21 protein-coding genes and 1 pseudogene are annotated in these 24,347 nt (G+C 74.3%); 10 read left to right on the top strand and 12 right to left on the bottom strand.

Annotated features, from left to right (window positions below; all coding sequences use genetic code 11):
• Positions 1-2: 2 nt before the first annotated feature.
• Both ACFY15_RS16855 and ACFY15_RS16850 read right to left on the bottom strand, forming a co-directional pair.
• A complete protein-coding gene (locus tag ACFY15_RS16855; RefSeq protein WP_390825693.1) occupies positions 3-746 on the bottom strand; it encodes a hypothetical protein in 744 nt (247 codons plus the stop codon).
• 98 nt (positions 747-844) lie between these two features.
• Positions 845-1,266 (bottom strand): annotated as a pseudogene (locus ACFY15_RS16850) (LysR substrate-binding domain-containing protein); the annotation flags it as partial.
• Between the two features lie 173 nt (positions 1,267-1,439).
• Here ACFY15_RS16850 and ACFY15_RS16845 point away from each other — a divergent pair.
• The 6 genes from ACFY15_RS16845 (at position 1,440) to ACFY15_RS16820 (ending at position 5,451) form a co-directional block, all read left to right on the top strand.
• Complete coding sequence (locus ACFY15_RS16845) at positions 1,440-1,775, top strand: hypothetical protein (protein ID WP_390825692.1); 336 nt, start codon at positions 1,440-1,442, stop codon at positions 1,773-1,775.
• Between the two features lie 56 nt (positions 1,776-1,831).
• Positions 1,832-1,957 carry a hypothetical protein gene (locus tag ACFY15_RS16840; RefSeq protein WP_390825691.1) on the top strand — a complete coding sequence of 42 codons (126 nt, stop codon included), beginning with the start codon at positions 1,832-1,834 and terminating at the stop codon, positions 1,955-1,957.
• A gap of 21 nt (positions 1,958-1,978) precedes the next feature.
• Entirely contained in the window at positions 1,979-2,656 is a 678-nt protein-coding gene (gene lepB, locus ACFY15_RS16835; RefSeq protein WP_390689553.1) for a signal peptidase I, read from the top strand.
• Positions 2,657-2,786: 130 nt separating this feature from the next.
• Entirely contained in the window at positions 2,787-3,137 is a 351-nt protein-coding gene (locus ACFY15_RS16830; RefSeq protein WP_390689552.1) for a PRC-barrel domain-containing protein, read from the top strand.
• Positions 3,138-3,619: 482 nt separating this feature from the next.
• A complete protein-coding gene (locus ACFY15_RS16825) occupies positions 3,620-4,159 on the top strand; it encodes an ArsR/SmtB family transcription factor (protein ID WP_390689551.1) in 540 nt (179 codons plus the stop codon).
• Positions 4,156-5,451, top strand: a complete 1,296-nt coding sequence (locus ACFY15_RS16820) for an MFS transporter (RefSeq protein ID WP_390689550.1) — start codon at positions 4,156-4,158, stop codon at positions 5,449-5,451. The genes ACFY15_RS16825 and ACFY15_RS16820 overlap by 4 nt, the downstream gene beginning before the upstream one ends.
• 74 nt (positions 5,452-5,525) lie before the next feature.
• Here ACFY15_RS16820 and ACFY15_RS16815 read toward each other — a convergent pair whose 3' ends face one another.
• Positions 5,526-7,643 (bottom strand): MMPL family transporter, encoded by a 2,118-nt coding sequence (locus tag ACFY15_RS16815; protein WP_390689549.1) that lies wholly within the window; start codon positions 7,641-7,643, stop codon positions 5,526-5,528.
• A 63-nt stretch (positions 7,644-7,706) separates the two neighbouring features.
• Here ACFY15_RS16815 and ACFY15_RS16810 point away from each other — a divergent pair, with 63 nt between their 5' ends.
• Positions 7,707-8,201 (top strand): MarR family winged helix-turn-helix transcriptional regulator, encoded by a 495-nt coding sequence (locus tag ACFY15_RS16810; protein ID WP_390689548.1) that lies wholly within the window; start codon positions 7,707-7,709, stop codon positions 8,199-8,201.
• 1 nt (position 8,202) lies between these two features.
• Here the strand turns inward: ACFY15_RS16810 and ACFY15_RS16805 are convergent, their stop codons facing one another.
• The 3 genes from ACFY15_RS16805 to ACFY15_RS16795 all read right to left on the bottom strand — a co-directional run bounded on the left by ACFY15_RS16805 (position 8,203) and on the right by ACFY15_RS16795 (position 12,720).
• Positions 8,203-9,408: a VWA-like domain-containing protein gene (locus ACFY15_RS16805; RefSeq protein WP_390689608.1), complete on the bottom strand. Its 1,206-nt coding sequence runs from the start codon at positions 9,406-9,408 to the stop codon at positions 8,203-8,205.
• Positions 9,409-9,551: 143 nt separating this feature from the next.
• Positions 9,552-10,826 carry an AAA family ATPase gene (locus tag ACFY15_RS16800; protein ID WP_390689547.1) on the bottom strand — a complete coding sequence of 425 codons (1,275 nt, stop codon included), beginning with the start codon at positions 10,824-10,826 and terminating at the stop codon, positions 9,552-9,554.
• A gap of 448 nt (positions 10,827-11,274) precedes the next feature.
• A complete protein-coding gene (locus ACFY15_RS16795) occupies positions 11,275-12,720 on the bottom strand; it encodes a hypothetical protein (RefSeq protein ID WP_390689546.1) in 1,446 nt (481 codons plus the stop codon).
• Positions 12,721-12,984: 264 nt separating this feature from the next.
• On the opposite strand from ACFY15_RS16795, the gene ACFY15_RS16790 reads away from it, so the two are divergent.
• Entirely contained in the window at positions 12,985-14,958 is a 1,974-nt protein-coding gene (locus tag ACFY15_RS16790) for a GTP-binding protein (protein ID WP_390689545.1), read from the top strand.
• A 372-nt stretch (positions 14,959-15,330) separates the two neighbouring features.
• On the opposite strand, the gene ACFY15_RS16785 is transcribed toward ACFY15_RS16790, so the two are convergent.
• The 6 genes from ACFY15_RS16785 to ACFY15_RS16760 all read right to left on the bottom strand — a co-directional run bounded on the left by ACFY15_RS16785 (position 15,331) and on the right by ACFY15_RS16760 (position 22,521).
• Complete coding sequence (locus tag ACFY15_RS16785; RefSeq protein ID WP_390689544.1) at positions 15,331-15,771, bottom strand: VOC family protein; 441 nt, start codon at positions 15,769-15,771, stop codon at positions 15,331-15,333.
• 23 nt (positions 15,772-15,794) lie between these two features.
• Positions 15,795-16,529, bottom strand: a complete 735-nt coding sequence (locus ACFY15_RS16780; protein ID WP_390689543.1) for a dienelactone hydrolase family protein — start codon at positions 16,527-16,529, stop codon at positions 15,795-15,797.
• 377 nt (positions 16,530-16,906) lie between these two features.
• Positions 16,907-17,377, bottom strand: coding sequence for a hypothetical protein (locus ACFY15_RS16775; RefSeq protein ID WP_390689542.1), 471 nt, complete (start codon positions 17,375-17,377; stop codon positions 16,907-16,909).
• A gap of 401 nt (positions 17,378-17,778) precedes the next feature.
• Positions 17,779-18,735, bottom strand: coding sequence for an NUDIX domain-containing protein (locus tag ACFY15_RS16770; protein WP_390689541.1), 957 nt, complete (start codon positions 18,733-18,735; stop codon positions 17,779-17,781).
• Positions 18,732-20,738 carry an ATP-binding cassette domain-containing protein gene (locus ACFY15_RS16765; protein WP_390689540.1) on the bottom strand — a complete coding sequence of 669 codons (2,007 nt, stop codon included), beginning with the start codon at positions 20,736-20,738 and terminating at the stop codon, positions 18,732-18,734. Before ACFY15_RS16765 ends, ACFY15_RS16770 begins: the two co-directional genes overlap by 4 nt.
• Before the next feature lie 364 nt (positions 20,739-21,102).
• Positions 21,103-22,521, bottom strand: coding sequence for a cellulase family glycosylhydrolase (locus ACFY15_RS16760; protein ID WP_390689539.1), 1,419 nt, complete (start codon positions 22,519-22,521; stop codon positions 21,103-21,105).
• Positions 22,522-23,051: 530 nt separating this feature from the next.
• Here ACFY15_RS16760 and ACFY15_RS16755 point away from each other — a divergent pair.
• Positions 23,052-23,297: a hypothetical protein gene (locus ACFY15_RS16755; RefSeq protein ID WP_390689538.1), complete on the top strand. Its 246-nt coding sequence runs from the start codon at positions 23,052-23,054 to the stop codon at positions 23,295-23,297.
• 454 nt (positions 23,298-23,751) lie between these two features.
• Entirely contained in the window at positions 23,752-24,225 is a 474-nt protein-coding gene (locus tag ACFY15_RS16750) for a flavodoxin family protein (RefSeq protein WP_390689537.1), read from the top strand.
• Positions 24,226-24,347: the final 122 nt, after the last annotated feature.

The following is a 24,347-nucleotide window of genomic DNA, read 5'->3' as shown; positions in this document are numbered from 1 at the left end:
GCTCAGCCCGTCGCCTCCTCCAGGCGTCCGAGGAGGACGCGGAGCATGTGGGCACGGTCCGTAGCGGTCTGCGGGAGCCGTGCGAGGCACGAGCGCAGGTGCCTCACCGTGGACAGCCGCACGCTGTCCGGCCCGATGACGTCTATCACCGCACCGACCGCGCGCAGCGCCCAGAACTGGGCGAACGCCAGGGTCTCCTCGGTGGCCGCCTCCACGAGGGCCGGCAGGTGTTCCCCCTCCGGGTAGGCGTACAGGCGGGCGTAGGCGCTCAGCCGGGTACCGCCGTTCGCCGAGACGAGGGCGCCGACGATGTCGAAGTCGGCCAGCTGAGGGGTCAGCCTGGTCAACTCTGCGAAGATCTGCTGCTGGCGGTAGGTCCGCATCGGCCCGGAGGGCAGGCTGCGCCGCAGGTTCGTGAACTCGTCCCGGAGCCGGCCGATCGCCTCGGCCGCCCCTTCGCTCCGACCGCTTCCGTCCCCGGAGGCCACCAGTGCCACCCTCGCCTGGCGGCTCGCGTCGTCCACGGCCAGCCGCACCGACTCGGCCTGCTGCTCGGCGGCCTCCAGGCGCTCCTCCAACCGGCGGTACTGGAACTTGGCACCGCCGGGAAGCTCGATGCTCTCGAACAGAGCACCCAGCCACGGCACGACCGCGATCGCGGCCAGGGCCAGCGTGGCACCGTCGATCTGCACATCCGGTTCGACGACGTGAAGGGCGGCCAGTCCCAACGCCCCGATCGATATCACCGGCGCTGTTAATCGCTTCCGCGTACCCATCGGCATACCCCCCGGGGCTCGAGGGCACCCGACCCGTCCGAGTGCCCGGTTTCCAACGTACCCGCCCCTCAGCCGCGGTAGGCCGCGACGGCGATCCGGGCGAACGCCGTCACCAGCGGGTCCGTATCGCCCTGCCGCCAGGCCACCACCACGGGGTTCGGAGCCATGTCGACGACCGGTACCAGGGCCAGCCCCTCGGGTGGGGTGTGGACGAGGGGGGCGAGTCCGAGGGTCCCGTTCCGGCGTACGGCCTGGAGGCACTCTGCACCGCGCGGACGACGGGGCCCTCGCGGGGTTCCCCGCCCTTCCAGTAGGACTGCCAGAGCGGATCGGTGCCCGGGGGGAACCGGAACCAGCACCGGCCGGCCGAATCGGCCAGCTCCAGGCGGTCCCGGTCCGCCAACGGGCCGTCCGCGCGCAGGGCCGGGCCGACGGGGTCGGCGCGCGGCTCACGCACCGTCAGACCGGCCTGGGTGAAAGGCCCGCGGGTCGAGCTCCTGCGCCCCGCGCGCCCGCATCCCCGGGCCAACGGCCAGACCCTTTTCCTCGACGGCGGCTGCACCCACCCGCTGACCCCGCCCGGCGGTACCTGAGTACGCGCCGTCCGGCGATCTGAGTAGCCGCACGCTGCCGCGGGCCCGGCCGCCCGGGTTGGCTGGGGGCATGAACGCATCCGATTCCCTTTCCCCGGTCCCGGCGGCACCGCCGCGGGACCTCACCCGGATCCGGTCGGTCGTGGCCGCCTTCCTGTTCCTGCCCGCCGCCGCCGTCGCCGGTGTCCTGACGCTGGCGTCGGAGCGGGCTTCGCGGTGCGTGACGTACGGTGAGCAGTGCGCCTCCGGACTGCCGGGGTGGCTGTTCGGATGGGGTGCCGGACTCGGCGTCGTGGCGCTGGTCGTCGCCGTGGCGGCGCCGGCCGTGCGGATCCGGCGGGCGGCGCTCGCCGTGCAGGTCCTCGCCGAGTGCGCCGCGCTGCTGGTGATCGTCAGCCACGCCTGAGGCGTGGCGGGGGTGGTGGGGTGGTGGCGCGTCACCTCTTGCCGGAACAGGGGACGATGGGCATCCGCGAGCGCGAGCGCAAGGTGTACCGGCGGCTGCGGCGGGCCGGCCTCGAGGTGATCCCGGACGGTGAGGCCACCGGCCGCGCGATCCGGAGCGGACCGTATCGTTCTGGCCAGTGATGACTACTGGGAGAGGACCACATGCAACGCAGACCCGGGCGCAGAAGGGGTATCGGGGCGATCGCGTCGCTGGTTCTGGGGGTCCTGCTGATCGCCGCTCCGATCGTGTTCATGCTGAGCCGGTTCACGGCTGCGCACCAGTCCGGCGAGAGCATGCGCCCCACGTACGCCCGCGGCGACCTCGTGGTCCTGCGCAAGGACACCTTCGGGTTCCGGCGCGGAGACGTGGTGCTCTACGACCCGGCGGAGTGGGGCTCGAAGGGTCCGTTCCTGGGACGCGTGGTCGCGGTGGGCGGCGACCGCATCTCCTACGCCCTGGGGGACAAGACCCTGACGCTGAACGGGCGGCCGCTCGACGAGCCCTATGTCAAGGACGCCCCGGGCGACGGCGGGGTGCCCTTCGACGTCGCGGTGCCGCAGGGCCGGTTCTTCGTCCTGGGCGACAACCGCGGCAACGCCGCCGACTCCCGCTTCCACCCCGAGGCCGCCCAGGGCACCCTGACGGTGGCGGCCGTGACCGGGGTCGAGGAGGACCAGGACGGACCGACGGCCGTGGGCCTGGGCCTGGCGATGTCCGCCGGGGTGCTGCTCCTGCCGGTGGGGCTCGGTCTGGGCATCGCCGCCCTCGTGGCGCGGCGGCGCAAGCCGGTACCGGCCGGACCCGACCACGGCGCCTTCGGGGCGGGCCCGCACGCCTGACGACGCGCCAGGACCCGTCGGCGTGACTCCCGGGACCCTTGAGGTGCTTCACCGCGGCGATGCTGGGCAGGCGAGGGTCGGAGCGGAGCAGAACCTGCTTCCGAGACCGTCGAGAGAGGGAGTCGCGCTCGTGAACGACAGCATCTGGGCCTACCACCTGACCGTCGCCCGTTTCGAGGACCGGGACCTCACGGGCTACACGGTGGAGGCGGTGGACGGCAGCATCGGCAAGGTCGACAAGCACTCGTACGAAACCGGGAACTCCTGGATCGTCGTCGACACCGGCCCCTGGATCTTCGGGCGCGAAGTGCTGTTGCCCGCCGGCACGATCACCCGCATCGACACCGCCGAGGAGAAGGTCCACGTCGACCGGACCAGGGAACAGGTCAGGAACGCGCCCGAGTTCACCCGGGGCGAGCACCTGGGCGACGCCGACTACCACCGCGAGATCGGCGGCTACTGGGGCGCACCGCTCTTCTGACGGCGCCGCCCCACGGCGTCCGGGTCGTGGACCCCGATGGGTCCGCAGTCGGTCCGCTTCGGCGGCGGGGCGTCGCCCGGCCGAACTCGCCCGGGCCGAAAGGGAAGGCCGACGTCCCCGGCCCGTCGAGGTCGGGCGTTCCTTCGCGATCTACAAGTACTGCTGTGCCTGGAACCACCGGAGCCGGTCGGTCAAGGCCACCGCCGCCTTCGACGAACGCGCGGCGCGGGCCCGGCTCCGGACCGGTCTGCGCAAGGCCCTCTTCGACGAGGAGGCCGACATCCTCCCCGCGCGCCATCGGCACGGCGCCCACGACGACTTCTGAACCCGAACACGACGAAACCCCCGCTGCCCGGGACCGGTGCCGCAGCGGGGGTTTGGTCATGCCCTCGCGTACTTCGGGGCGGGTGGCCGGCGCCGTTCCGGGAATCCGCGCCGAAATCCCCTTGCTCAATGGTCAAGAAACGTTGACCATTACTCCCATGCCAACCGATGATCTTCCCGAGACGTTCCACGTCACCACGGACGAGCAGCTGCGCGCCGTCTCCAACCTCACGCGCCACCGCATCATGGCCGTGCTCCGCTTCGAGCCCGCGACGATCACCCAGATCGCCGAGCGGGTCGGCCTCGCGAAGGGAAGCTCCAGCTACCACGTGCGACTGCTGGAGCGGGCCGGCCTGGTGAAGGTGGTCCGGACGCGGAAGGTCCGCGGGGTCAACGAGCGGTACTACGCGATGGCCGCGCGGTCGATCGTGCTGCCGGATCCGGGCGAGGGGGGCCCGGACATGCTGATGCGGCACGCGGTGGCGGACCTGGAGGCGGCGCCGGCGGACGGCGAGCGGCACGTGCGGATGGCGCACCTGCGGCTCACCGAGGAGCAGTTCGCGGAGCTGGGGGCGCGGCTGGAGGCGCTGGCGGACGAGTACCGGGCGCTGTCCGATCCGTCGCTGCCGGACGCGTCGCTCGTCTTCGCGCTGTTCCACCCGGCGTCGGGCCGGCAGGCCGGAGGGGAGGCCCAGTGACCTCGGACGTCCGGAAGCTGCCGACCGGGTTCGGACGGCTGTGGACCGCGCAGACGGTGTCCTCGCTCGGTGACGGGGTGACCCATGCGGCGCTGCCCCTGCTCGCGCTCACGCTGACGCGGGATCCCATGGCGCTCGCCGTCGTCACGGCCGCCGGAACGCTGCCGTGGCTGCTCTTCGGGGTGCTCGGCGGCGCGCTGGTGGACCGCTGGGACCGCCGCCGCACGATGTGGGTCACGGACGCGGCGCGTGCGCTGCTGCTCGTGATACCCGCGGCGGCGGCCGTGCTGGACGTGCTGGACATCCCGCTGCTCGCGGCCGTCGCCTTCCTGCTCGGCCTCGGCGGACTCTTCTTCGACACGGCCGCCACGGCCTGTCTGCCCGATCTGCTCGGCCGCGACCCCGCGCTCCTGGAGCGCGCCAACTCCCGCCTGCGCGGCACCCAGACCGCCGCGTCCGGCTTCGCCGGGCCGCCCGCGGGCAGTGCCCTGCTCGCGCTCGGGCGGGCGGTCCCGCTGTTCGCCGACGCGCTCTCGTTCGCGCTCTCCGCACTGCTCGTACGGTCACTGCCCGCCGTACCCCGGCCCGTACCGCACACCCGTGAGTCGCTGCTGCGGCAGGCGCGGGCCGGCGCCTCGTACGTGTTCCGGGACCGGTTGCTGCTGGGGCTCGCGCTGCGTCCGGCGGTCGGAAACGTCGCCTTCGTCGCCGTGGAGACCGTACTCGCCCTCTTCGCGCACGAGCGCCTCGGCATCGGCACCTTCGGCTTCGGCCTGCTCCTCACCGCGGAGGCCACCGGCGGTCTGCTCGGCGCGGCCATCGCCTCCTTCCTCGGCCGGCGACTCGGCACCGGCACCGCGCTGACCTGCACGGCCGCGGTCGAGGGACTTGCCGTCCTGGGACTCGCCGCCGCCCCGAACGCCTACATCGCCGGCCTCGCGCTCGCCGTCTGCGGCGCGGGCATGGGCGCCACGATGGTGCTTGCCCCCTCCCTGCGCCAGACGATCGTCCCCGCCCACCTGATGGGCCGGGTCGCCTCCACCTCCCGCATGCTCGCCATGTGCGCCGCCCCGTTCGGCGCCTTCCTCGGCGGCTGGCTGGCCACCGCCCACGACATCCGCACCCCGCTCTACGCCGCCGCGGGCCTCCTCCTGGCGATGACGGCCGTCACGGCGTCCATGACCACCAACCGCCGCGTCGAAGCGGCACTGCGCGCCGCCGCCCCGGCCGACGCTCCGGACCGGCGGGCGGACAAGGAGCCCGCCCGGGAGGGCGCGCCCGAGCTGATGTGACGCCCCGCGGGAGAGGCGTCACGCGCAGTCCGGGCGCCGGCCCCCGGCCGGGACGGCCGGCGCGCCGGAGCCTCCTACCGCATCAGGGCAGCACCAGTGGGACCGGTACCGGCGGCCCGGTCGCGGCCCAGTGCGCTGGGCCACCAGCTGCGGGGGCCGATGTCGATCACGAGGGCGGGGACCAGGAGGGAGCGTACGACGAGGGTGTCGAGGAGGACGCCGAAGGCGACGATGAAGGCGATCTGGACGAGGAAGGCCAGCGGGATGACCATGAGCGCGGCGAACGTGGCGGCGAGGACGACGCCGGCGGAGGTGATGACGCCGCCGGTGGCCGTGAGCCCCCGGAGGACGCCCTGGCGGACGCCGTGCGCGAGGGTCTCCTCGCGTACCCGGGACATCAGGAAGATGTTGTAGTCCACGCCGAGGGCGACGAGGAAGACGAAGCCGTAGAGCGGGACGGACGCGTCGGTGCCGCTGAAGCCCAGCACGTGCTCGAAGACGAGCGCGCTGACGCCGAGGGTGGCCAGGAAGTTCAGCGCGACGGTGGCGACGAGCAGGAGGGGCAGCAGGACCGCCCGGAGCAGCAGGACGAGGATGAGCAGGATGATGGCGAGGACGACGGGGACGATGACGGTGCGGTCGCGGGCCGCGGTCCGTTCGGTGTCGTAGGCCTGGGCGGTGTAGCCGCCGACGAGGGCGTCGGCCGCGGGAACGGCGTGCAGGCGGTCGCGGAGTTCGGCGACGGTCCGCTTGGCGGCGTCGCTGTCCGCCGCCGCCGTCAGGGTCGCGTCGATCCGGATCCGCCCGTCCACGACCAGGGGCTCGCCCCCGCCGGGCCGCCCGGAGGCGGTGACGGGCGCGGCGGAGGCCACCCCCTGGGTCGCCCGCGCCACCGCCTGCACCTCCGAAGCGGCGGCGGCGTCGGCGATGATCACCGCGGGCTGGCCGGAGCCGCCGGGGAAGTGCCGGCCGAGGGTGTCCTGGGCGGCCACGGAGGGGGCGTCCTTGACGAAGATCTCGTCCAGCGGGACGCCCCGCGCCGACAGGGCCGGTGCGAAGGCCGCCAGAACCAGCAGGAGCAGCGTCGTCGACACCCACACGCGCCGGGGTGCCCGGTCGATGAGGGCGGCGACCCGGCGCCAGAGCCTGCGGCCCTCGCCGGCGGTGTCGGACGCCCGGGGTGTGGCGGGCCAGAAGGCGGTCCGGCCGAGGAGGGCCAGGACGGCCGGGAGGAACGTCAGGGTGGCCAGGACCGAGCAGGCGATGCCGATGGCTCCGACCGGGCCCAAGGCCCTGTTGTTGGTCAGGTCGCTCGCCAGCAGGGCGAGCAGGCCGAGGGCGACCGTGGCGGCGCTGGCGGTGATCGCGCCCGCCGAGCGGCGCACGGCGGCGACGGCGGCGGCCACGCGGTCCTCGCGGGCGGTGAGCTCCTCGCGGAACCGGGAGGAGAGGAGCAGCGCGTAGTCGGTGGCGGCTCCGATGACCAGGATGGACAGGATGCCCTGGACCTGCCCGTCGACGCGTACGGCGCCGCGGTCGGCGAGGGCGTAGACGACCGCGCAGGCCAGGCCGAGGGCGAACACGGCGCTGATGATGATCAGGAAGGGCAGCAGCAGGCTGCGGTAGACCAGCAGCAGGATCAGGAGCACGGCCCCGAGCGCGACGCCCAGCAGCAGGCCGTCGATGCCGGAGAAGGCGTCCGCGAGGTCGGCCTGCGTGGCCGCCGGCCCCGCGATCTGCGCGGTCAGCCCCGGTACGGCCGCCGCAGCGCGCACCTCGTCCAGGACGGAGGCCAGGTCGTCGCCGAGGCCGGGGGACAGGGGGACGACCGCCTGGAGTGCCGCGCCGTCCGCGGAGCGCAGGGCCGGTGACGGCTGTCCTGCGATGCCCTTCCGGCCGGCCAGACCGGCCACCGCCCGTGTCGCGTCCTGCTGCTGCCCGTCGCCGACCCGGCCGCCCCCGGAGGCCTGCCAGACGATGACCGCGGGTACCGAAGCGGAACGCTCGAAGGCCTTGCGGGCCTCGAGGACCCTGGTGGACTCGGCGCTCCGGGGCAGGAACGCGGCCTGGTCGTTGGTGGCGACCTCACCCAGCTTTCCGGCGTAGGGGCCGAGCGTTCCGCCGATGCCCAGCCAGACCAGCAGCAGCACGACGGGTACCAGCCCGCGGGCCCAGCGCGGTGTGCGCGCCATGACGAACCTCCCATTGCTTAATCATCAAGTATCTCAATCATTGAGAGATCATATGCTGGTTCCATGCGCAGCGCTGACAGCTCCCGGCCCGTACTTCCCTCCGACGACCCGATCGGGTTGCAGTCCTTCGCCGTTCTGCTGCGGGCGATGAACGCGGAGTTCAACCGGATCGCCCAGGAATTCGCCCACGCGCAGGGCCTGCACCTGACGGACGTACAGGCGCTCATCGCCGTCCTGGACGCCGAACACGACGAGGACGCCGGCCCGATGACCCCCGGCGGCCTGCGGACGCGCATGAACCTGACCTCGGGCGCCGTCACCGCCTGTCTGGACCGGCTGGAGAAGGCGGGACACATCCGCCGCGTCCGGGCGGCCGACGACCGGCGCGTGGTCCACCTCCACTACGCCGAGGCCGGCCGCGACGCGGCCCGCGCGTACTTCCGCCCCCTGGCCCGGGCCACCGACGCCGCCCGCTCGGGCTTCAGCCCCGACGAACTGCACGTCGTCATCCGCTTCCTGGCCGAGATGAACCGCGAGCTCACCCGGGTGGGGCGCTGAGCTACCCGATGGGGACGACACGCGCCCACGCGGGCGGGGCGTCGGGGGTGTAGTCGTCCTCGTCCTCGTTCACGGCGCGCGGGACACGCGGGAAGAGACCGACGACCGTACGGCAGGGCGGCTGCGCGGAGGGCCACGGCGTCTGCCCGTCCGTCAGGGCGACGATCACGTCCGGGCGGGGCCGCGAGCGCAGCGCCCGCGCGAAGCCGGACCGCAGGTCCGTACCGCCGCCGCCGATCAGTTCGAGGTTCTCGGCCCGGCACAGCGGCACGGCGACGCCCGCCGCCGCGTCACAGGAGATCACCGAGACCAGGTCGCGCCGGCCGCCCACCGCCCGCGAGATCGCCGCCACCTCCAGCAGCGCGCTGCCCAGCTCCGCGTCGCTCACCGACCCCGAGGTGTCGATCACCACGCACACCCGGGGCGGCATCCGGCGCAGGCTCGGCAGCACGACACCGGGGAGACCGGCCGAACGCCGCGACGGGCGCCGGTAACTGTGGTCCTCGCCCGCCCCCGGCGCGCCCGCCGCCGCGCGGACCGCCGCACCGAGCAGCTGCCGCCACGGCTGCGGGGGGTGGAACGCCTCGTCCGCCCACCGCCGCCACCCCTCCGGAGCGTCCCCCGGCCGGCCGGTGATCGCCTCGGACACCCGGAAACGCACCGCGTCCCGCTGCTGCCGGCTCAGCCCGTGCGCCCCCTCGGGCCCCAGCTCCCAGGGCCGCGCCTGCCCGTCCGCCCCACTGCCGCAGTCCAGCCAGGACGTCCCCGCGGTGAGTCCCGCCATCGAGTACGTCCGCAGGTACTCCTCCATCAACAGCCCCTCCGGCAGGCCCAGCAGCGATGCCCGCACCGCCCCCGCCGGCATCGGCAGGCCGTCGCCGTAGATGTCGTCGTTGATCTCGAAGTCCGCCGCGATGTTCTGCCGCAGCCGCTGCCCGGGCCCCTGCTCCCCGTGCTCCCGCGCGTACCGCTCGCCGCGCCCGTGATGGTCCCGGAGCAGGTGGGAGACCTCGTGCACCCACACGCCCGCCAGCTCCTCCAGCGGGGTGCGCGCCACGAACAGCGGGGAGACGTAGCAGCGCCAGCAGGCGTCCACCGCCATCGTCGGCACCGACCGGTCCTCCACCACGTGCAGTGCGAAGAGCGCGCTGGCCAGGTAGGGGCGGACCTCGACCGCGTGCAGCCGGGCGGCCAGCAGCTTCTCCACGTCCAGGGGGACGGCCGGCCCCGGCGGCGGCCCGGGCACGGCCACCCGCACCGGCCGCGGCGGCGGGGGCGGGGCCATCGGCCGGGGCCGCGCAGGCGCGGCCGGGGCCGCCGGGCGCCGCGCCGACCGCTCCACGGCCCCGGTCACGCGCACCCGCCCGCCGCGCTCCGGACGCCGGCGGCCGCGGCGGTCCGGGCCACCGAGCCCTCAGCCCGCCGGGCGAGCCCGACCACCGAGGAGAGGCGTTCCACCGCCTCCGGCACCTCCCAGCCCTCGCGCCGCAACGCGGCCAGCGCCTTCGCCGGACCGACCAGCAGATCCGGTGCGCCGGTCTCCAACGCCCTGACCAGCACCGCCCACGCCGCCTCCCAGCGCTCCCGCTCCGGGCGGGCGCCGACGGCGGCCACCACCGCCTCCAGCGCGGCCTGGCGCAGGTCCCCGCGCCCGGGCAGTTCGGCGGCGCCGGGGTCGGCCAGCAGCACGTCCGGGTCGGGCAGCTCCATCCGGTCGATGTGGGCGAGCAGTTCGAGACCGGGACCGTCCCCGACCGCGCCCCGGACCAGCAGCGCCAGCACATCCCGGGAGACGGAAGCGGCCGTGCCGAAGGCGAGCAGCGTCATCGCGGCCTCCCAGCTGCGGGGCGAGGGCCAGGCACCGCCGCGCCGGGTCTCGGTGGTCGGCAGCCGGTGGATCAGCGTCGGCCGGGTGTTCAGGAAGCCGCACACCGCGCGGCGGGCGAACGCCACCGCGTCCGCCAGCCCCGCCGGGTCCAGCCGGGGTAGCCGCGCGCTCGGCCAGACCCCTCCGAGACCGCGCACCACCACCTCCCGGTCGTGCACCCAGTACAGGTGCACGAACCGGTTCGCCAGCGGCGGGCTCAGCTCCCAGCCGTCCGCGGCCGACGCGCGGGGATTGGCGGCGGCCACGATCCGCACGCCGGGCGGCAGTCGCAGCGCACCCACCCTCCGCTCCAGGACCACGCGCAGCAGCGCGGCCTGGACGGCCGGGGTGGCGGTGGACAGTTCGTCCAGGAAGAGCAGCCCCCGCCCGGCGCGCACCAGCTCCACGGCCCACTGCGGCGGGGCCATGGGCACCCCGTTCACCGCCGGGTCCTCGCCCACGACGGGCAGCCCGGAGAAGTCGGTGGGCTCGTGGACGCTGGCGATCACCGTGGTCAGCGGCAGGTCGAGGGAGGCGGCGAGCTGGGTCAGCGCGGCGGTCTTGCCGATGCCGGGCTCGCCCCAGAGGAGTACGGGCAGGTCCGCCGCGACGGAGAGGGTCAGCGCCTCCAACTGCTCGTCGGGGCGCGGCTCGGTGGTGGTCGTCCGCAGGAGGGCCAGGAGGTCCTCGGCGAGGCCGAGCTGCGGCCGGTCGGCCGTCGGCGGTACGTGCGGGGCGAGGACGGTGCTGGAGGTCATGGGCATCACCTTGAGGGGTTCGTGGACGGGAGACCCGTCGTGGGAGAGCGGCGTACGGTGCTCGGGGCGCGGTACGCACCGGGGGATCCGGGCGGTGCGCCGGGGATCCGGCGCGGAGTCGGTCGAGCCGCCGGGCCCGGGTCCGGGTCCGGTCGGGGCACGGGGCAGTGGGGAGCAGCCGGGCAGCCGGGCGGTCGGGCGGTCGGGCGGTCGGGCGGTCGGGCGTCGGCCTCGGGACCCTCTCGGGTCCCGGTCGCCCCCACCGCGAGGTCGGTCGGGAACGCGGTCGCCGCGTGGTCGGTCGGGAACGTGGTCGGTCGGTAACGCGGTCGGTCGGGAACGCGGTCGCCGCGTGGTCGGTCGGGAACGTGGCCGGTCGGCCCGCGAGCACCCCGGACTGCCGGGCCCCGGGACGACCGGTCCTGTGGAGGGCGGTACCGGTGGGACCTCAGCCGGGCAGGCCGGTCCGCGGCCGGGTACGGCCGGCGCGCTTGCGGCGCATGTCCCGCGGCAGACGACGGTCGGGCCGTGGCCGGTGGCCGTCGTCCCCCGCCCCGTCCGCGGCAGGGTGCACCGGCACCAGGCCCGCGCGGAACAGCCCGTGCTCCAGGCGCCCGGCCAGCGCACCCTGCAGGGCGTCCCGCAGGGGCCCCTCGCGCAGGACCGCGCCGGGGCCCAGCAACCCCTCGACCACGGCCAGCGCCCCGGTCACGTCACCGTGGCCGAGCCGGTCGCGGACCGCGGGCAACGCCTCGGGGCTGCGGTGCACCGCGTCGATCGCCCGCAGGCAGGGCAGCACCGGCCCGCCCAGGGCCCTGAGCAGGTCCTCACGGGCCAGCTGGGCCGGGTCGTGGTCGACCGCCGCCAGCGCCCCGTCCCGCAGCGCGATCCGGTGCACCTCGCCCCGGCACTCGACCCGGTGCGGGTCCGCGGACCCGTGGTCCGGGCCCGTGCCCGTACCGGCTGCCCCGGGCCCGGCGGGCGGCGACGGGTCCGCGGGGCCCGTGAGTCCCGCCGCCGCCAGTGCCGCCGCGACCAGCGGGTGCAGCCGTTCCGCACGGAACAGCCCGGCCCGCAGGAGCTCCAGGTCCGGAAGGGCGCGCACCGCCGCCTCCGGCAGCACCGGGAGCGCCGCGACGCGCTGCGGCGACAGTGCCTCCCGTACCGGCCTGAGCACCGGGGCGTGGCTGTCGTCGGGGGCGACGAGTTCGAGCACGGCGCGGCTGCGCGCACCGAGCCGTACGGTCAGGGCTCCGCGCGGGCGCCCCTCGGCCCGCAGCAACACCTCCGCCTCCGCCGCCCAGTGGTCCGGCGGCCACGCGAGCCCCCGGCCACCGGGCCCGTGGGGTGCGTCCGCGCCGCACCGCCGCGCCAGCTCGGCGCCGCGCGTGCCGTCCCAGAGGTGGCGGTGCAGATCGAGGCGGAAGCGCCGGTCGGGGTGGGGGTGCGGATGGTGTCCGGGCGCGTCCGTCCGGGAGTCCTCCCAGAGCGCCAGGGACATCCGCTGGCCCGCGTCCGCCCAGGCCGGCGGCGTCCGCACGACGAGATGGGCCGCCGCGGTGCCAGGTCCGCCGTAGCGGGCCAACGACAGGGTGAGGCCGGGCCGCAGCCGCCCGTCGGGGGCGATCCGGGGCATGTGCCAGCGCAGCAGGTCCGGCGCCAGCCGGCGCAGGTCCGCCCGCAGGCGGGAGGCGAGGTCGGTGCCGTGGCGGACGCGCACGGCGCGCAGATCGAGATCGACGTCGATCCGGGCGGCGGCGCAGGCGCCGGCCCAGTCACCGGCCGCACGGCGGGCGGTAGCGGTTTCGATCATGGACGGTGGCACGGCGTACTCGCGTACGCGCTGCCACATCAGCAGGCGGGCGGGAACCGGTTCCGCGAAGTGAGCTGCCATCAGCACTCACCTTGCGCGGACGATTCCTCCGTTCCGAGAGAGGGGAAGGTCTTCATCGGCGGCATCATAAGCACCCCCCGGACGATCTGTCAGCCGCGTATTCCAGGGCCCCGCCGGGGCGTGCGGAAATCCGGTGGCCGTCCCGCCCGCCCGTGTGCGAGCCTCCCGGGGAGAGCCCTCTGCCTTCAAGGAGCCGACCGATGCGCCGACCGTTCATGTCCCCCGCGAAAGGAACGCCCATCCACCTGAAGGACATGACGCTCTGTGCCATCCATTCCACGCACGCTGAACCTGGGGATCCTGGCCCACGTCGACGCCGGTAAGACCAGCCTGACCGAGCGGCTGCTGTACGCGGCCGGAGTCATCGGCGAGATCGGCAGTGTCGACGAGGGGAACACCCGGTCCGACAGTCTCGAACTGGAACGCCGCCGCGGTATCACCATCAAGTCGGCGGTGGTCAACTTCCCGCTCGGCAGCGGGGACGCGGCGGTGTCCGTGAACCTGATCGACACCCCCGGCCATCCCGACTTCATCGCCGAGGTGGAACGGGCCCTCGGCGTCCTGGACGGCGCGGTCCTCGTCGTCTCCGCCGTGGAGGGAGTGCAGCCGCAGACCCGCGTCCTGATGCGGACGCTGAAGCGGCTCTCCATCCCGACCCTGCTGTTCCTCAACAAGGCCGACCGCGCCGGCGCCGACGTCGACCGCGTCCTGAGGGAGATCGGGCAACGGCTCGCCGTGCCCGCGATCCCCATGGGGCGGGTCACCGGCGGCCTCGGCACGAGCACGGCCCGGGTCACGGCCCTCACCCCGGACGACACCGCCTTCACCCGGCGTCTCCTGGACGTCCTCACCACCCACGACGACGACCTGCTCGCCGCCTACGTCGCCGACGAGCGGTCCCTCCCGTACGCACGGCTGCGCGCCGCACTGGCGGCGCAGACCCGCAGCGGGCTGGTGCACCCGGTGTACGTCGGCTCGGCGATCACCGGCGCCGGCATCGCGGACCTCGTCGAGGGCATCGGGGAACTGCTGCCCGGCGAGCACGGCGATGACCGGGGGCCGCTGTCGGGACGGGTGTTCAAGGTGGAGCGGAGCGAGGGCGGTGAGCGGATCGCCTACGTCCGGCTCTTCTCCGGCCAGGTCGCGGCCCGCGGGCACGTCCCGGTCGCCGGCACCCGCTGCAAGGTCACGGACCTGGCCGTCTTCGACCGGGGCTCGGCGGTGCGCCGTACCGTCGCCCGGGCGGGGCAGATCGCGACGCTGCGCGGCCTGTCGGCGGTCCGGATCGGGGACGTGGTGGGCCGGGAGCCCGAGGGCCGCCCGTACGGCCGCGCCTTCGCCGCACCCTCCCTGGAGAGTGTCGTGGTGCCGGCCGACCCGGACGGTAGCGGGGCCCTGCACACGGCCCTCGCCCGGCTCGCCGAGCAGGACCCGCTGATCGGCCTGCGCCAGGACCCGGACAGCGGGCAGCTGACGGTGTCCCTCTACGGCGAGGTCCAGAAGGAGGTCCTTGCGGCCACCCTCGCCGAGGAGTACGGAACCGCCGTCTCCTTCCGCGAGACGACACCGATCTGCGTGGAGCGCGTCACCGGGACGGGAGCCGCGTACGAGATCCTCGACCACGACGGGAACCCGTTCCTGGCCACGGTCGGTCTGCGCGTGGAGCCGGCCCCGGTCGGCAGCGGGGTTCTCTTCCGCCGGGACGTCGAACTCGGCTCGCTCCCGCTGGGCTACATGCGCGCCGTCGAGGAGACGGTCCACGCCACCCTGCGGCAGGGGCTGCTCGGCTGGCAGGTGCCCGACTGCCTGGTGACCATGACCCATTCGGGTTTCTGCAGCATCCGCAGCACGGCGGGCGAGTTCAGGGGGCTGACCCCGCTCGTCCTGATGTCGGCGCTGCGGCGGGCCGGGACGGTGGTCCACGAACCGGTCCACCGGTTCCGCCTGGAGTTCCCCCAGGACGCGTACGCACCCGTGTCGCTCGCCCTGGCCCGCCACCGGGCCGTGCCGGGCAACCCGGTGGCCGTCGGGGACGCGTACGTCGTCGAGGGCCACCTGCCCGCGGAGCACGTGCACGGCCTGGAGCGGGAGGTGCCCGGGCTCACCGGCGGGGACGGAGTCCTGGAGACGGAGTTCGCCCACCACCGCCCGGCCCGGACCCCCCGCGTCCGGGAGCGGACCGACCACAATCCGCTGCACCGCGAGGAATACCTCCTCCACGCCCACCGAAGGCTCTGAGCCGCCGCTCCGGCGGCGTGGCCCAGGACGAACCCGCGCACGAGCGCTGTCGCGGCGTGGCGGGCCTCGAAGGTGAGGCCGTCCCGGATGCCCGGCGGGATCTCCGGGCGCGCACCCGGAATCCGGGCCGCGGCGAACTCGGCGACCGCGGCCCGGATGACCGGGTCGTCCGCTGCGGTGACGGCCGCGGGCCGCCACCCCCACGGTCCTGCCCCGGCTGCTGCTCACGTCCGTACCCTCCGCACCTGTGTGACCTGCACCGGAGCGGTGTACTCCGGTGCAGGACACAGGACCGTTCATGTTTCACGGGCGGACGACAGGGGGCCACCAGCTCGTCGCACCGTCCACGTCGCTCGGCACGGCTCCTCCCTCTCAGCGCAGTTCCTCGGCCAGTCCGACGATGACGCCCTCCGGGCCGCGGACGTAGCAGAGCAGGTGGCTGTCCTCGAACCGGGCGATCCCGCCGACGAGTTCGCCGCCGTGGGGGCGCAGGCGGGCAACGGTGTCCTCGATGTCGTCGACGGCGAACATGACGCGGTGCGTGCCCAGGACGTTGTGTGGCCGGTTGCGCGGCCCGGGGTCGGTCACCGCGGGGCTGCGGTACTTCGACAGCTCGATCCGGCCGTGCCCGTCCGGCGTCCGGAGCATCGCGATGTCACAGCGGACGCCGTCGAGTCCGGTGCACCGGTCGGCGAAGGGGCCCTCGACCTCCGCCGTGCCCTCCAGCTCCAGACCGAGTTCCGCGAAGAACGCGATCGCGGCGTCCATGTCCTCGACCACGATGCCGACGTTGTCCATCCTCTGAACCGCCATGCCGGTCTGTCCTTCCTCTTCCCTCAGTTGCTGGTCAGGGTGCGTTCCAGGAGCGGGAGCAGGCGGTCCCAGTGGCGCTCGAGCCCGGAGGCGCTGAACGCGTCGGTGTCGGACATGGTGAAGCCGTGGACGGTGCCGGGGTAGATCTCGGAGGTGTGGCGGACACCTGCGGCGTCCAGGGCCCGGTTGAGCTCCTCGAGGGCCTCGGGCGTCAGGTCGCCTTCGGCGTGGCCGAGGTGGACCTGCGCGGTGATGCCGGAGAAGAGGCCGGGCCCGTCGGCGCCGACGGGAGCGTGGAAGGCGCCGACGGCGGCCACCTCGCCCGGGTGGGCCGCGGCGGTGCGCATCGCCAGGAGGCCCCCGAAGCAGTAGCCGGTCACCCCGACCGGCCCGGAGGCGACCTCGGGCCGGGCGGTGAGGAACCGGAGGTAGGCGTCGGCGTCGCTCAGGGAGCGTTCGGCGGTGTGCGCCTGGATCAGGGGCATCAGCTGGGCCATGACCCGGGGGCGGGCCTCCTCTCCGATGTGCTCGGGCAGTTCGATGACCGGCGTCGGGCCGTGCCGGTAGAAGGGGTTGGGGACGAGCACGTAGTACCCGTGCCCGGCCAGCTCGCGGGCCAGCTCCCGCAGGACCGGCCGGATGCCGAAGCCGTCGGGGTACATCAGCACCCCCGGGTGCCGTTCGCCGTCGTCGGGAAAGGCGGCGAACGCGTCGGACCGACCGTCCGCGGTGGGAATCTGCAGCGGTGTGAGGGGCATGGATCCTCCTGTCGTGGCTGAGGTGTCGAACCTGTGGTCAGCACGACGGAGGCGGATCCCGCGCGGCGGCGCAGGATCCTCGATCGGGCAGCGGGCCCACAACGGCCCGCCGGGTGCTCAGGAGGGCACCGGGTCACCGATCCGTGTGTGGCGCGACGCCGTCCCGGTGGTCATGCCCCCAACGTAGACCACGCAACGAGCCCGACACCAGCACCACCGGACCGCAGCGAGCCTCGGAACACCCGCGCGCCCCAACACGCACCACGGTGGCGGAGGGTGGGGCGGACGTGCCGGCGGCGGCCACCGGCCCGGGCGGCGCGGCCCCCGCCGCCCGGGTCCGGTGGTCGGCGCCCCGCCCGGGTGCCTGCTGCGCGTGGTCAGTCGTTGAGCTTGTACGCGCAGGGTCCGGCCGACTTGCCGCCCTGGTTGTCGGCGACCTGCCTGCCGTCGACCTTGATGGCGCAAGGGGCAGCAGTGAGCATCCCGTCCGGGCCCTTCACCGAGCCCGGCACCACCGACACGGTGACGCCGACCTTGAGCTCGGCGCCCTCCAGCTGCATGGACTCCGTCTTCGTCCAAGGCAGCGTCACCTGCTCGAAGTGGTTGCTGTTGCCGATCCACATGACCTGCGCCGCACCGCTGCCGCCCACCTCGAAGACCACCTGATGCGGAACGCCCTTCTTTCCCGGGGCCGAGCCCTTCGCACCGCCGCTCGGCGAGGCGTTCGGCGAGGCGTTCGGCGAGACGGCCTCCTTGGCCGGGCCGGCGTCCTTCTTCCCGCTGCCACACCCGGTCAGCAGCGCAGCCGCTGCGAGCAGACCGATGGTGAGGGTGGCTGTCCTGCGCATGTGTGTACGTCCCCGTTGCTCAGCTGATCGGCATGTGTGCCGTAGGAGACCGTAGATCACCACGCCGCGCGGAAGAACACCGCCCGACGGACGCCGAGTCCGACGTCCAGGGCGCACAGCCGGCTCCCGCAGGCCGGGCAGAACCCCCGCCGGGAGTCCGGCCAGGTGTGGGGTACCAGGCCGGCTCGCCTCCGGTGCCGGTCCACGTCAGGCCGGCGAGCGGGAAGCCGGCCCAGGACATCATCGGACCCCCGGACAGCCGGAGGCAGCCGGCTTCACCGCTGATCGTGAACTGGACGGCCCGGCAGGCACAGCTGCCGGTACGCGGTGCGGTGGGCGGTGTCGTCATGCGCTGTTCTCCTCGGAGTGAGTGAGTGAACGAGTGGGTCGTGGTACGGGGGTCAGGACCAGCCGAGTTCCGTGTACAGGCGGCCCTGCCGGATGCCGGCGAGGGCGGCCGCCGTGTAGGGGACCAGTGGCTGCGGAGGGTTGTCGGCGGGCGCCCAGATCCAGGACACGCAGCGGTCCGGCTCCCGTACGACGGGCGTGCCCCGCCACTTCCGGGCGCGGAAGTAGAACCCGACCATCGGCCGGGTGCCGGGCGCGTCCACCATGTGCAGGACGTGGACCAGCTCGACGTCCGCGGGGTCGATGACCAGCCCCGCCTCCTCCTGCGCTTCCCGCACCGCGCAGGCGACCGCCGCCTCCTGCTCGCAGTGCCCGGAGAGCAGCTGGAAGGTCGAGGGGGCGAACGCGCAGCCGGGGTGCCGCAGCCCGAACAGGACGGTCCCGTCCTCCCGCTGGAGGAAGAGGTGGACCCCGACCGTGTTCGGGCGGGGCCGGCCGCCCTCGGCGCGCGGGGTGGGGACGGGGGCGCTGCGCTGGTGGAGGGCGATGACCTCGGCGGTCCAGGGGCACATCGTCAGCCACCGGGTCTTCGCCGCGTCGAACCAGCGGAACATGATGCCTTCGGGGCACGGCAGGGCGTCGGCGTCACCGTCCCAGGCGCCCAGGTAGACCTGGATCCGCCCGGCGCCGCCGTCGGGGCCGTGGGCGTCGACGACGGTGAACGGCGCGAGCGGGACGGACAGCCCGGTCTCCTCCAGCAGCTCCCGTTCCACGGCGTCGCGGCAGGACTCCTCCCCCTCGCGGTTGCCGCCCGGGATCGACCAGGTCCCCGGGTCGCAGATCCACGGCTTGTTGGCGTCCCTCAGGTGGAGCAGGTACTGCCCGTCCGAGCTGACGAGTAACGCCGCCGTTCCCTGGGGTTCGGCGGAGACGGTGTCGTGCATTCCGGGCTCCCGGTTCGGTACGGGTGGAGGGGTGTGGTGGTGCGGGGCGCCCGGGGCGGCGGTCACGGGGTTGCCTCCTCGGCTTCGGGGGCGTCCGTCCGGTAGCCGCTGGCCTGCAGGGTGAACATCGCGGCGTAGTCGCCGCCCAGGGACATCAGCTCGGCGTGGGATCCGGACTCCACGATGCGGCCGCCGTCGAAGACGAGGATCCGGTCGCAGGCGACGACACTGGCCAGCCGGTGGGAGACGAGCACCGTGATCTGGTCCGGGCGCAGCCGTCCGCGGAGCACCGCCTCGTACACGGCGTGTTCGGACGGCGGGTCCATGCTGGCGGTCGGCTCGTCCAGGAGGAGGAGCACCGCCTCCTGGTACAGGCCCCGGGCCACGGCGATCTTCGCCCACTGGCCGCCGGACAGCTGCTGTCCGTGCTTGAACCGCTTCGACAGCACCGCGTCCCACTGCCCGGGCAGCGCGGCGATGACCCGGTCCGCTCCGGCCGCGCGGGCCGCGGCCATGGCCCGCTCGGGGGCGACGTCGGTGAGGGTGCCGGCGCCGGCGGTGACGTTCGCCAGCGCGCTGAAGGGGAACCGCACGGGATCCTGCAGCACGCAGGCGACCCGCCGGTGCACGGACTGGGCGTCCATGTCGCGGACGTCGACGCCGTCCCAGCGGACGCTGCCCTGCTGCGCCTCGTACAGGCCCGCCAGGAGCTTGGCGCACGTGGACTTCCCCGACCCGTTCAGTCCGACGAACGCGACCGTCTCGCCGGCCCGGAGGGTGAAGGAGATCCCGTCCAGGGCGGGGGTGTCCTTGCCCGGGTACGTGAAGCGGACGTCCTGGACGACGATCTCCTCGACCCGGCCCGGCGCCCGCACCGCGGACGTCCGGGACAGCAGGCCGCGGCAGCGCTCCTGGACGGCCAGGAGGTCGTCGACCCACAGGGCGTGCTCGTAGACGAGGTGGCCGACTTCGACGAGCCGGGTGAGGGAGGCGCGGCCCGCCTGGATGGCCAGGACGGCGCCGGCTCCGGCTGCCAGGGGGAGCCAGCCGGCGATCAGCATGGCGGCCAGCGCCGCGTACGTGATGCCGGTGCCGATGCCGCCCACCGTCCGGCCCGCGAGGTCGAGCGCGGCGGAGCCGACACCGAGCCGGGTGTCCTCCTCGGCGATCCTGACGGTCAGGCGGTGGTGCTCGTCCAGCAGCGCGTCCTGGACGGCGTCGGAGCGGAGCTCGGCGGCCGCGTCCACGTCGAGCAGCAGCCAGGAGAACACCCGGACACGGCGTTGCAGGGCGTTCCACCGTTTGAAGGACCGGAACCGGGCCCGCGCGTTGCCCACGGCGGCCGCGCCGACCGGCAGGACGGACAGCAGGAGGAGGGGCAGGAGGGCGGGGTGCAGGACGCTGACGACCCCGGCGCTGCCGATGAGGCCGAGGACGGCGGAGAGGAGGGAGACGACCTGCCCGACGATCATCCGGGCGTAGAAGAGCCCGCGGTCGTTCGCGCGGTACACCTCGTCGTGCCAGTCGGGGTCCTCGACGGCTTCGAGACGCACGTGGGCGGTGAGGCGCAGGAACTCGCATTCCAGCGCGGTGCGGATCCTGGGCGTGACGCGTGCCTGGGCCACGGCGACGGCCGCTTCGAGCAGGGCCCGGGCGGAGAGGAATGCCGCCACGAGCAGGATCTGGGGGAGGGCCGCGCGCACGCGGTCGGGGGTGGGGCCGGCGGCGAACAGGTGCTGGAGGACGTGTACCGAGGCGATCAGGCCGAAGGCGGCCATGGCCGCCGAGCCCAGCTGGCAGACGACGGCCGCGAGGGTGGAGCGGCGGTCCGCCTTCCAGGCGAGCCGCCCGATCAGCAGGGCGATCCGGGGAAGGCGGGCCAGGACCTGCGGCACGGTGGCGCTCGCGGCGGCGCCGTCGTGCACCGACCAGTACGCCTCTTCGAGTCCCTCGGTCACGTCCGCGTCCCGGGGCGCGCCGGGCACCGCGGCCGGAGGCAGGGGCAGCGGCTGGGGCGCGGACCGCTGTCCGGGTACGGCGGCGGACACCGTGCGGGGCGACTCGCTCATGCCGTCCACCTCGTATCCGCTCGCGCCGGACGGCGTGCGCCCGCGGCGGACGGCCGCCGTCGTTCGATTTCTGGGACGGCGTGGGCGGGAGCAGGTCCGGAAGTCATCGTGTCCTCCATGGGGGCCGTCGGTTGGCACAGATGCTCTAAGAACGTCCCGGATCCGGAGCCGTAACGGCCCCGAACGGGCGAATCCGTCGAACACGACTGCGAAACCGGGGCGCGGGGCAACTGCTGCCTGACCGGTGCCGTTTGAACTCCTTCGTTCGAGTGGTTGCCGCCGCGTTCCTACCCGATCAGGGACTTGCGCGGGCCTCCCCCGCCCTTGCGCCCGCCGGCGCTCGGGCACCGGCGGGCGAGCACTGCTACCTCGGGCTGATCGTGACCCTGTACGTGGTTCCGGCGCGTCCGCGCGTGGTCACGCCGACGGTCTGGCCGTGCCCGTCCCACCTCGCGCTGCCGCCCTGGACCGCGACGCGGTAGCCGTCGGGGTAGGCGTCCCGGGGCACGGTGATCTGCGTGGGTCCCTCGGCGTCGTCGCGGGTGCGGAAGGTGAGGGTGTAGGTGCGGGTGGCGGGGTCGTACGCGAAGGCGAGCGGGTCACCCGCGACGGCCCGCGCGTAGGGCTGGGCGAGGAGGCGGGCGTTGGGCTTCGCCGCGCCCGTCTGGTCGAGGAAGCAGTAGCCGCCGCCCCGGCACCACTGCCACCAGGTCCAGCCGCTGGAGAAGCGGTCCAGGGAGGCCGTCATGTCGGTGACGAACCGGCTCGCGTGCGGAACGTACGGGTTGCCGCCCCACTCGCCGACGATCACCGGCATGCGGTTGCGGGCCGGGTAGTCGCTGATCGCGGCCTCGTAGGCGGGGATGAAGGTGCCGTCGGGGTCGTAGTCGCCGCCGGTCTCCATCGCGGTCTCGTAGAAGTGCGGCGCGTACCCGGCGTGCGGGTCGTCGATGTGCCCCAGCCGTGTGGGGACGCCGAGGCCGACGATGACGGTGGGCTCGACGAACACCCACGACTTCCGGTCGACCAGCCGGATCGCCCGGGCGAGGCGGTTCCACATCTCGGTGAGCTCGCCGGCCTCGAAGCGGGCCGCGGCGGCGGGGAGGTCCTCGCCTTCGAGGAACTTCGCGAACGGTTCGTTCATCAGGTCGTAGCCGAGCAGCGCCGGGTGGCTTCCCAGGGCGGAGGCGACCGTCACCCACATGCGGGCGTGCGCGGCGCGGAGGTCGGCGTCCTTGTACAGGTGGTCGAAGGCGGTCTGCACGGACGGCTCGAAGTACTCGGAGAACCAGTCCTCGGGTATCGGCGTGAACGGCAGCCCCTCGTCACGGGTGGCCCAGGCGGGAACGCCGCGGGAGCCGAAGTGCGGTCCGTACACGTCCTGGTGGGCGTCGAGGACGACCTTGACGTGGTAGCGGTCGGCCCAGTCGAGGATGCGGCGCATCTTGGCGAGGTATCCGCGGTCGTAGTGCCCGGGGGCGGGTTCGAGGTCGTCCCAGAAGAACGCCAGGCGCGCGAGGTTGAACCCCCGGGCGGCCATGTCCCTGAGGTCGCTCTCGTGGATGTCGGCGAACGCGTCGGCGCCCCGGCTGCTCTTGTCGGCGAGGTTGAAGCCGCGCCACTGCAGCGCGCGGCCCTGGCCGTCGGCGATGAAGGTGCGGTCACCGACCGTGACCCGGTCGGGGGAGCGGCCGGGGCGGGCCTGGGCCTGCGCGGGGAGGGCGCCGAGCAGGAGTGCTGCCACGGCGAGGCCGACGGGGGCGAAGCGGGAGGTCCGGCGCATGCAGGAGGGCCTTTCGAGGGGGGCTTCTCGGACGGCGTGCTACTGGCCGGTCGGATGTTACTGATGAGTGACTCAAGTTCCCATCCTTTCGCAGGAGTTGGCGGGACTACCTTCCTCACGGGCTCCCCGTGGCCGGTTCCCTCGGATTCCGTCGACCGGCCGTCCCGCCTTGCGGACAGGGTGCCCTGGACGGGGCGCTTCCGTGCGCGGGGACGGTGGCCGCGGGGCCGATCACCCGGGGGAGGGGGACGGCCCTGGTGGCCGCCGCGGTGGTGCCGTCCGATGCGGCGGCGGCCGGGCCGACGGCTCCGGCCGCCGGGACGCGTGCGAGCGAGGTGAGAGCGCTGCCGCTGGTGGGTCTGCCCCGAGGCGCGTGGTGACGTTCTGTAGTCGCCCACGTGCGGCGGTCACCGGCCGCCGTGCGGAGCCGGTCACCGGGCGGTACGGTCACAAGGACCCCTGCGCGGGATCCGCCCGATCGAGGAGCGCGCACACGGTGCTGCGCTCCGCCGTCCGGAGAGGACAGACCGATGAAGGGACGACTCGCCTTCGCCGCTCTCGCCGCGGCGGCCGTCGCCGTACTTCCCGCCACCGCGTCGGCGCGGACCGTCCCGGTCCAGCCCAGTGGGGACTGCGCGGCGCTCATCAGCCTGATCGCCGACCAGGGCGTCTCCGTCCAGGAGAAGAAGCAGGCGGCCCGGGATTTCGTGAACACCCACACCAGGGATGAGATCGACGACTGCCGCCGCAGCTACCAGGGCGGCATCCCGCAGTAGCGCGCGACCGTACGAGGCGCCCGCTGCCGGGCCGGGTCTTCCCGCATCCCGCCCCGGCTTCCGCCCCGGCGCCCATGATGCGGCGGCGGCCCCGGCGGCTGACGCGGGCCGGCACAGGGGCTGGTTCCGCGAGGGAGCCCGGGCGGGAGCGTGCGGCGGCGGGGTCCGGCGCGAGACGTCGACGCCGAGGGCGCACTGCGCGGGGTGGAGGCGGCTCCGGGCAGGCTCACGGCGACGGCCTGCCCGTCCTGTGCCCGGCGGTCGGCGCCCATGACGCCGCTGTCGCGCGATCGCCGGTCCGGGCGGGCGCGGCCCCGGACCCCGGGCAGCCGGACGGACGCCCCCGTGTGCGTGCTGTCGACGGCGGCTCGCCGGCCGGGGTCCTCGCGGGCCGTGTCACATCCGACGGGGCTGTGCTGTCCCCCTGACGGAAGCGGGAGAAAGGACCGTGAGGATGAAGACCGTCATCGTGTGCGCCTCCGTGTCGCACGGCAACACGCGTCGCGTCGCCGACAGCATGGCCCGGGTACTCGGCGCGAAGGTCGTCTCCCCCGAGCAGGCCGACCCGGCGGAGCTGGCCGGCGCCGACCTCGTGGGATTCGGCTCGGGCGTCTTCTACGGCAGGCTCCACCCCCGCCTGACCGACTTCGTCAAGGCACTTCCCCCCGGGCGGGGGCGCGCGTTCGTGTTCGCCACCAGCGGGCTCCCCGAAACACCTCTGGCACCCTTCACCCGCCCCGTGGTCCGGCTCCTCGAAGGCAAGGGCTTCGAGGTGGAAGGGAGTTTCTCGTGCCGGGGGTTCGACACCTGGACGCCCTTCAAGCTCATCGGCGGAATCAACAAGGCGCGGCCCAACGCCGGGGACCTGGCCGCCGCGCGGGCGTTCGCCGGACGGCTGCGGCAGGACGGGCGAGGGCCGGCCTCCTGACGTACGCCCAAGCGCGGCAAGTGCCACCTCGACTGACAGCGGAGGCCGGACCGGCAGCGGCCGGGGCGAGGCAGCCGACAAGCACAGCCCGGCCGGCGCTGACAGCGGCGCTGCCCGCAGTG

The organism is Streptomyces sp. NPDC001373 (assembly GCF_042895815.1).
In the GTDB taxonomy this organism is placed as follows: Bacteria; Actinomycetota; Actinomycetes; order Streptomycetales; family Streptomycetaceae; genus Streptomyces.
The sequence above is the reverse complement of the archived record's forward strand: the minus strand, read 5'-3'. Positions and strand labels throughout refer to the sequence as shown.

What these genes read in the sequence shown, in the direction of transcription:
- ACFY15_RS16785 (WP_390689544.1), bottom strand. Translation starts at nt 15,771, where the DNA reads ATGGCGGTTCAGAGGATGGACAACGTCGGCATCGTGGTCGAGGACATG.
- ACFY15_RS16840 (WP_390825691.1), top strand. Translation starts at nt 1,832, where the DNA reads ATGGGCATCCGCGAGCGCGAGCGCAAGGTGTACCGGCGGCTGCGGCGG.
- ACFY15_RS16780 (WP_390689543.1), bottom strand. Translation starts at nt 16,529, where the DNA reads ATGCCCCTCACACCGCTGCAGATTCCCACCGCGGACGGTCGGTCCGAC.
- ACFY15_RS16800 (WP_390689547.1), bottom strand. Translation starts at nt 10,826, where the DNA reads ATGACCTCCAGCACCGTCCTCGCCCCGCACGTACCGCCGACGGCCGAC.
- ACFY15_RS16845 (WP_390825692.1), top strand. Translation starts at nt 1,440, where the DNA reads ATGAACGCATCCGATTCCCTTTCCCCGGTCCCGGCGGCACCGCCGCGG.
- ACFY15_RS16760 (WP_390689539.1), bottom strand. Translation starts at nt 22,521, where the DNA reads ATGCGCCGGACCTCCCGCTTCGCCCCCGTCGGCCTCGCCGTGGCAGCA.
- ACFY15_RS16750 (WP_390689537.1), top strand. Translation starts at nt 23,752, where the DNA reads ATGAAGACCGTCATCGTGTGCGCCTCCGTGTCGCACGGCAACACGCGT.
- ACFY15_RS16775 (WP_390689542.1), bottom strand. Translation starts at nt 17,377, where the DNA reads ATGCGCAGGACAGCCACCCTCACCATCGGTCTGCTCGCAGCGGCTGCG.
- ACFY15_RS16825 (WP_390689551.1), top strand. Translation starts at nt 3,620, where the DNA reads ATGCCAACCGATGATCTTCCCGAGACGTTCCACGTCACCACGGACGAG.
- ACFY15_RS16795 (WP_390689546.1), bottom strand. Translation starts at nt 12,720, where the DNA reads ATGGCAGCTCACTTCGCGGAACCGGTTCCCGCCCGCCTGCTGATGTGG.
- ACFY15_RS16755 (WP_390689538.1), top strand. Translation starts at nt 23,052, where the DNA reads ATGAAGGGACGACTCGCCTTCGCCGCTCTCGCCGCGGCGGCCGTCGCC.
- lepB (WP_390689553.1), top strand. Translation starts at nt 1,979, where the DNA reads ATGCAACGCAGACCCGGGCGCAGAAGGGGTATCGGGGCGATCGCGTCG.
- ACFY15_RS16765 (WP_390689540.1), bottom strand. Translation starts at nt 20,738, where the DNA reads ATGAGCGAGTCGCCCCGCACGGTGTCCGCCGCCGTACCCGGACAGCGG.
- ACFY15_RS16810 (WP_390689548.1), top strand. Translation starts at nt 7,707, where the DNA reads ATGCGCAGCGCTGACAGCTCCCGGCCCGTACTTCCCTCCGACGACCCG.
- ACFY15_RS16815 (WP_390689549.1), bottom strand. Translation starts at nt 7,643, where the DNA reads ATGGCGCGCACACCGCGCTGGGCCCGCGGGCTGGTACCCGTCGTGCTG.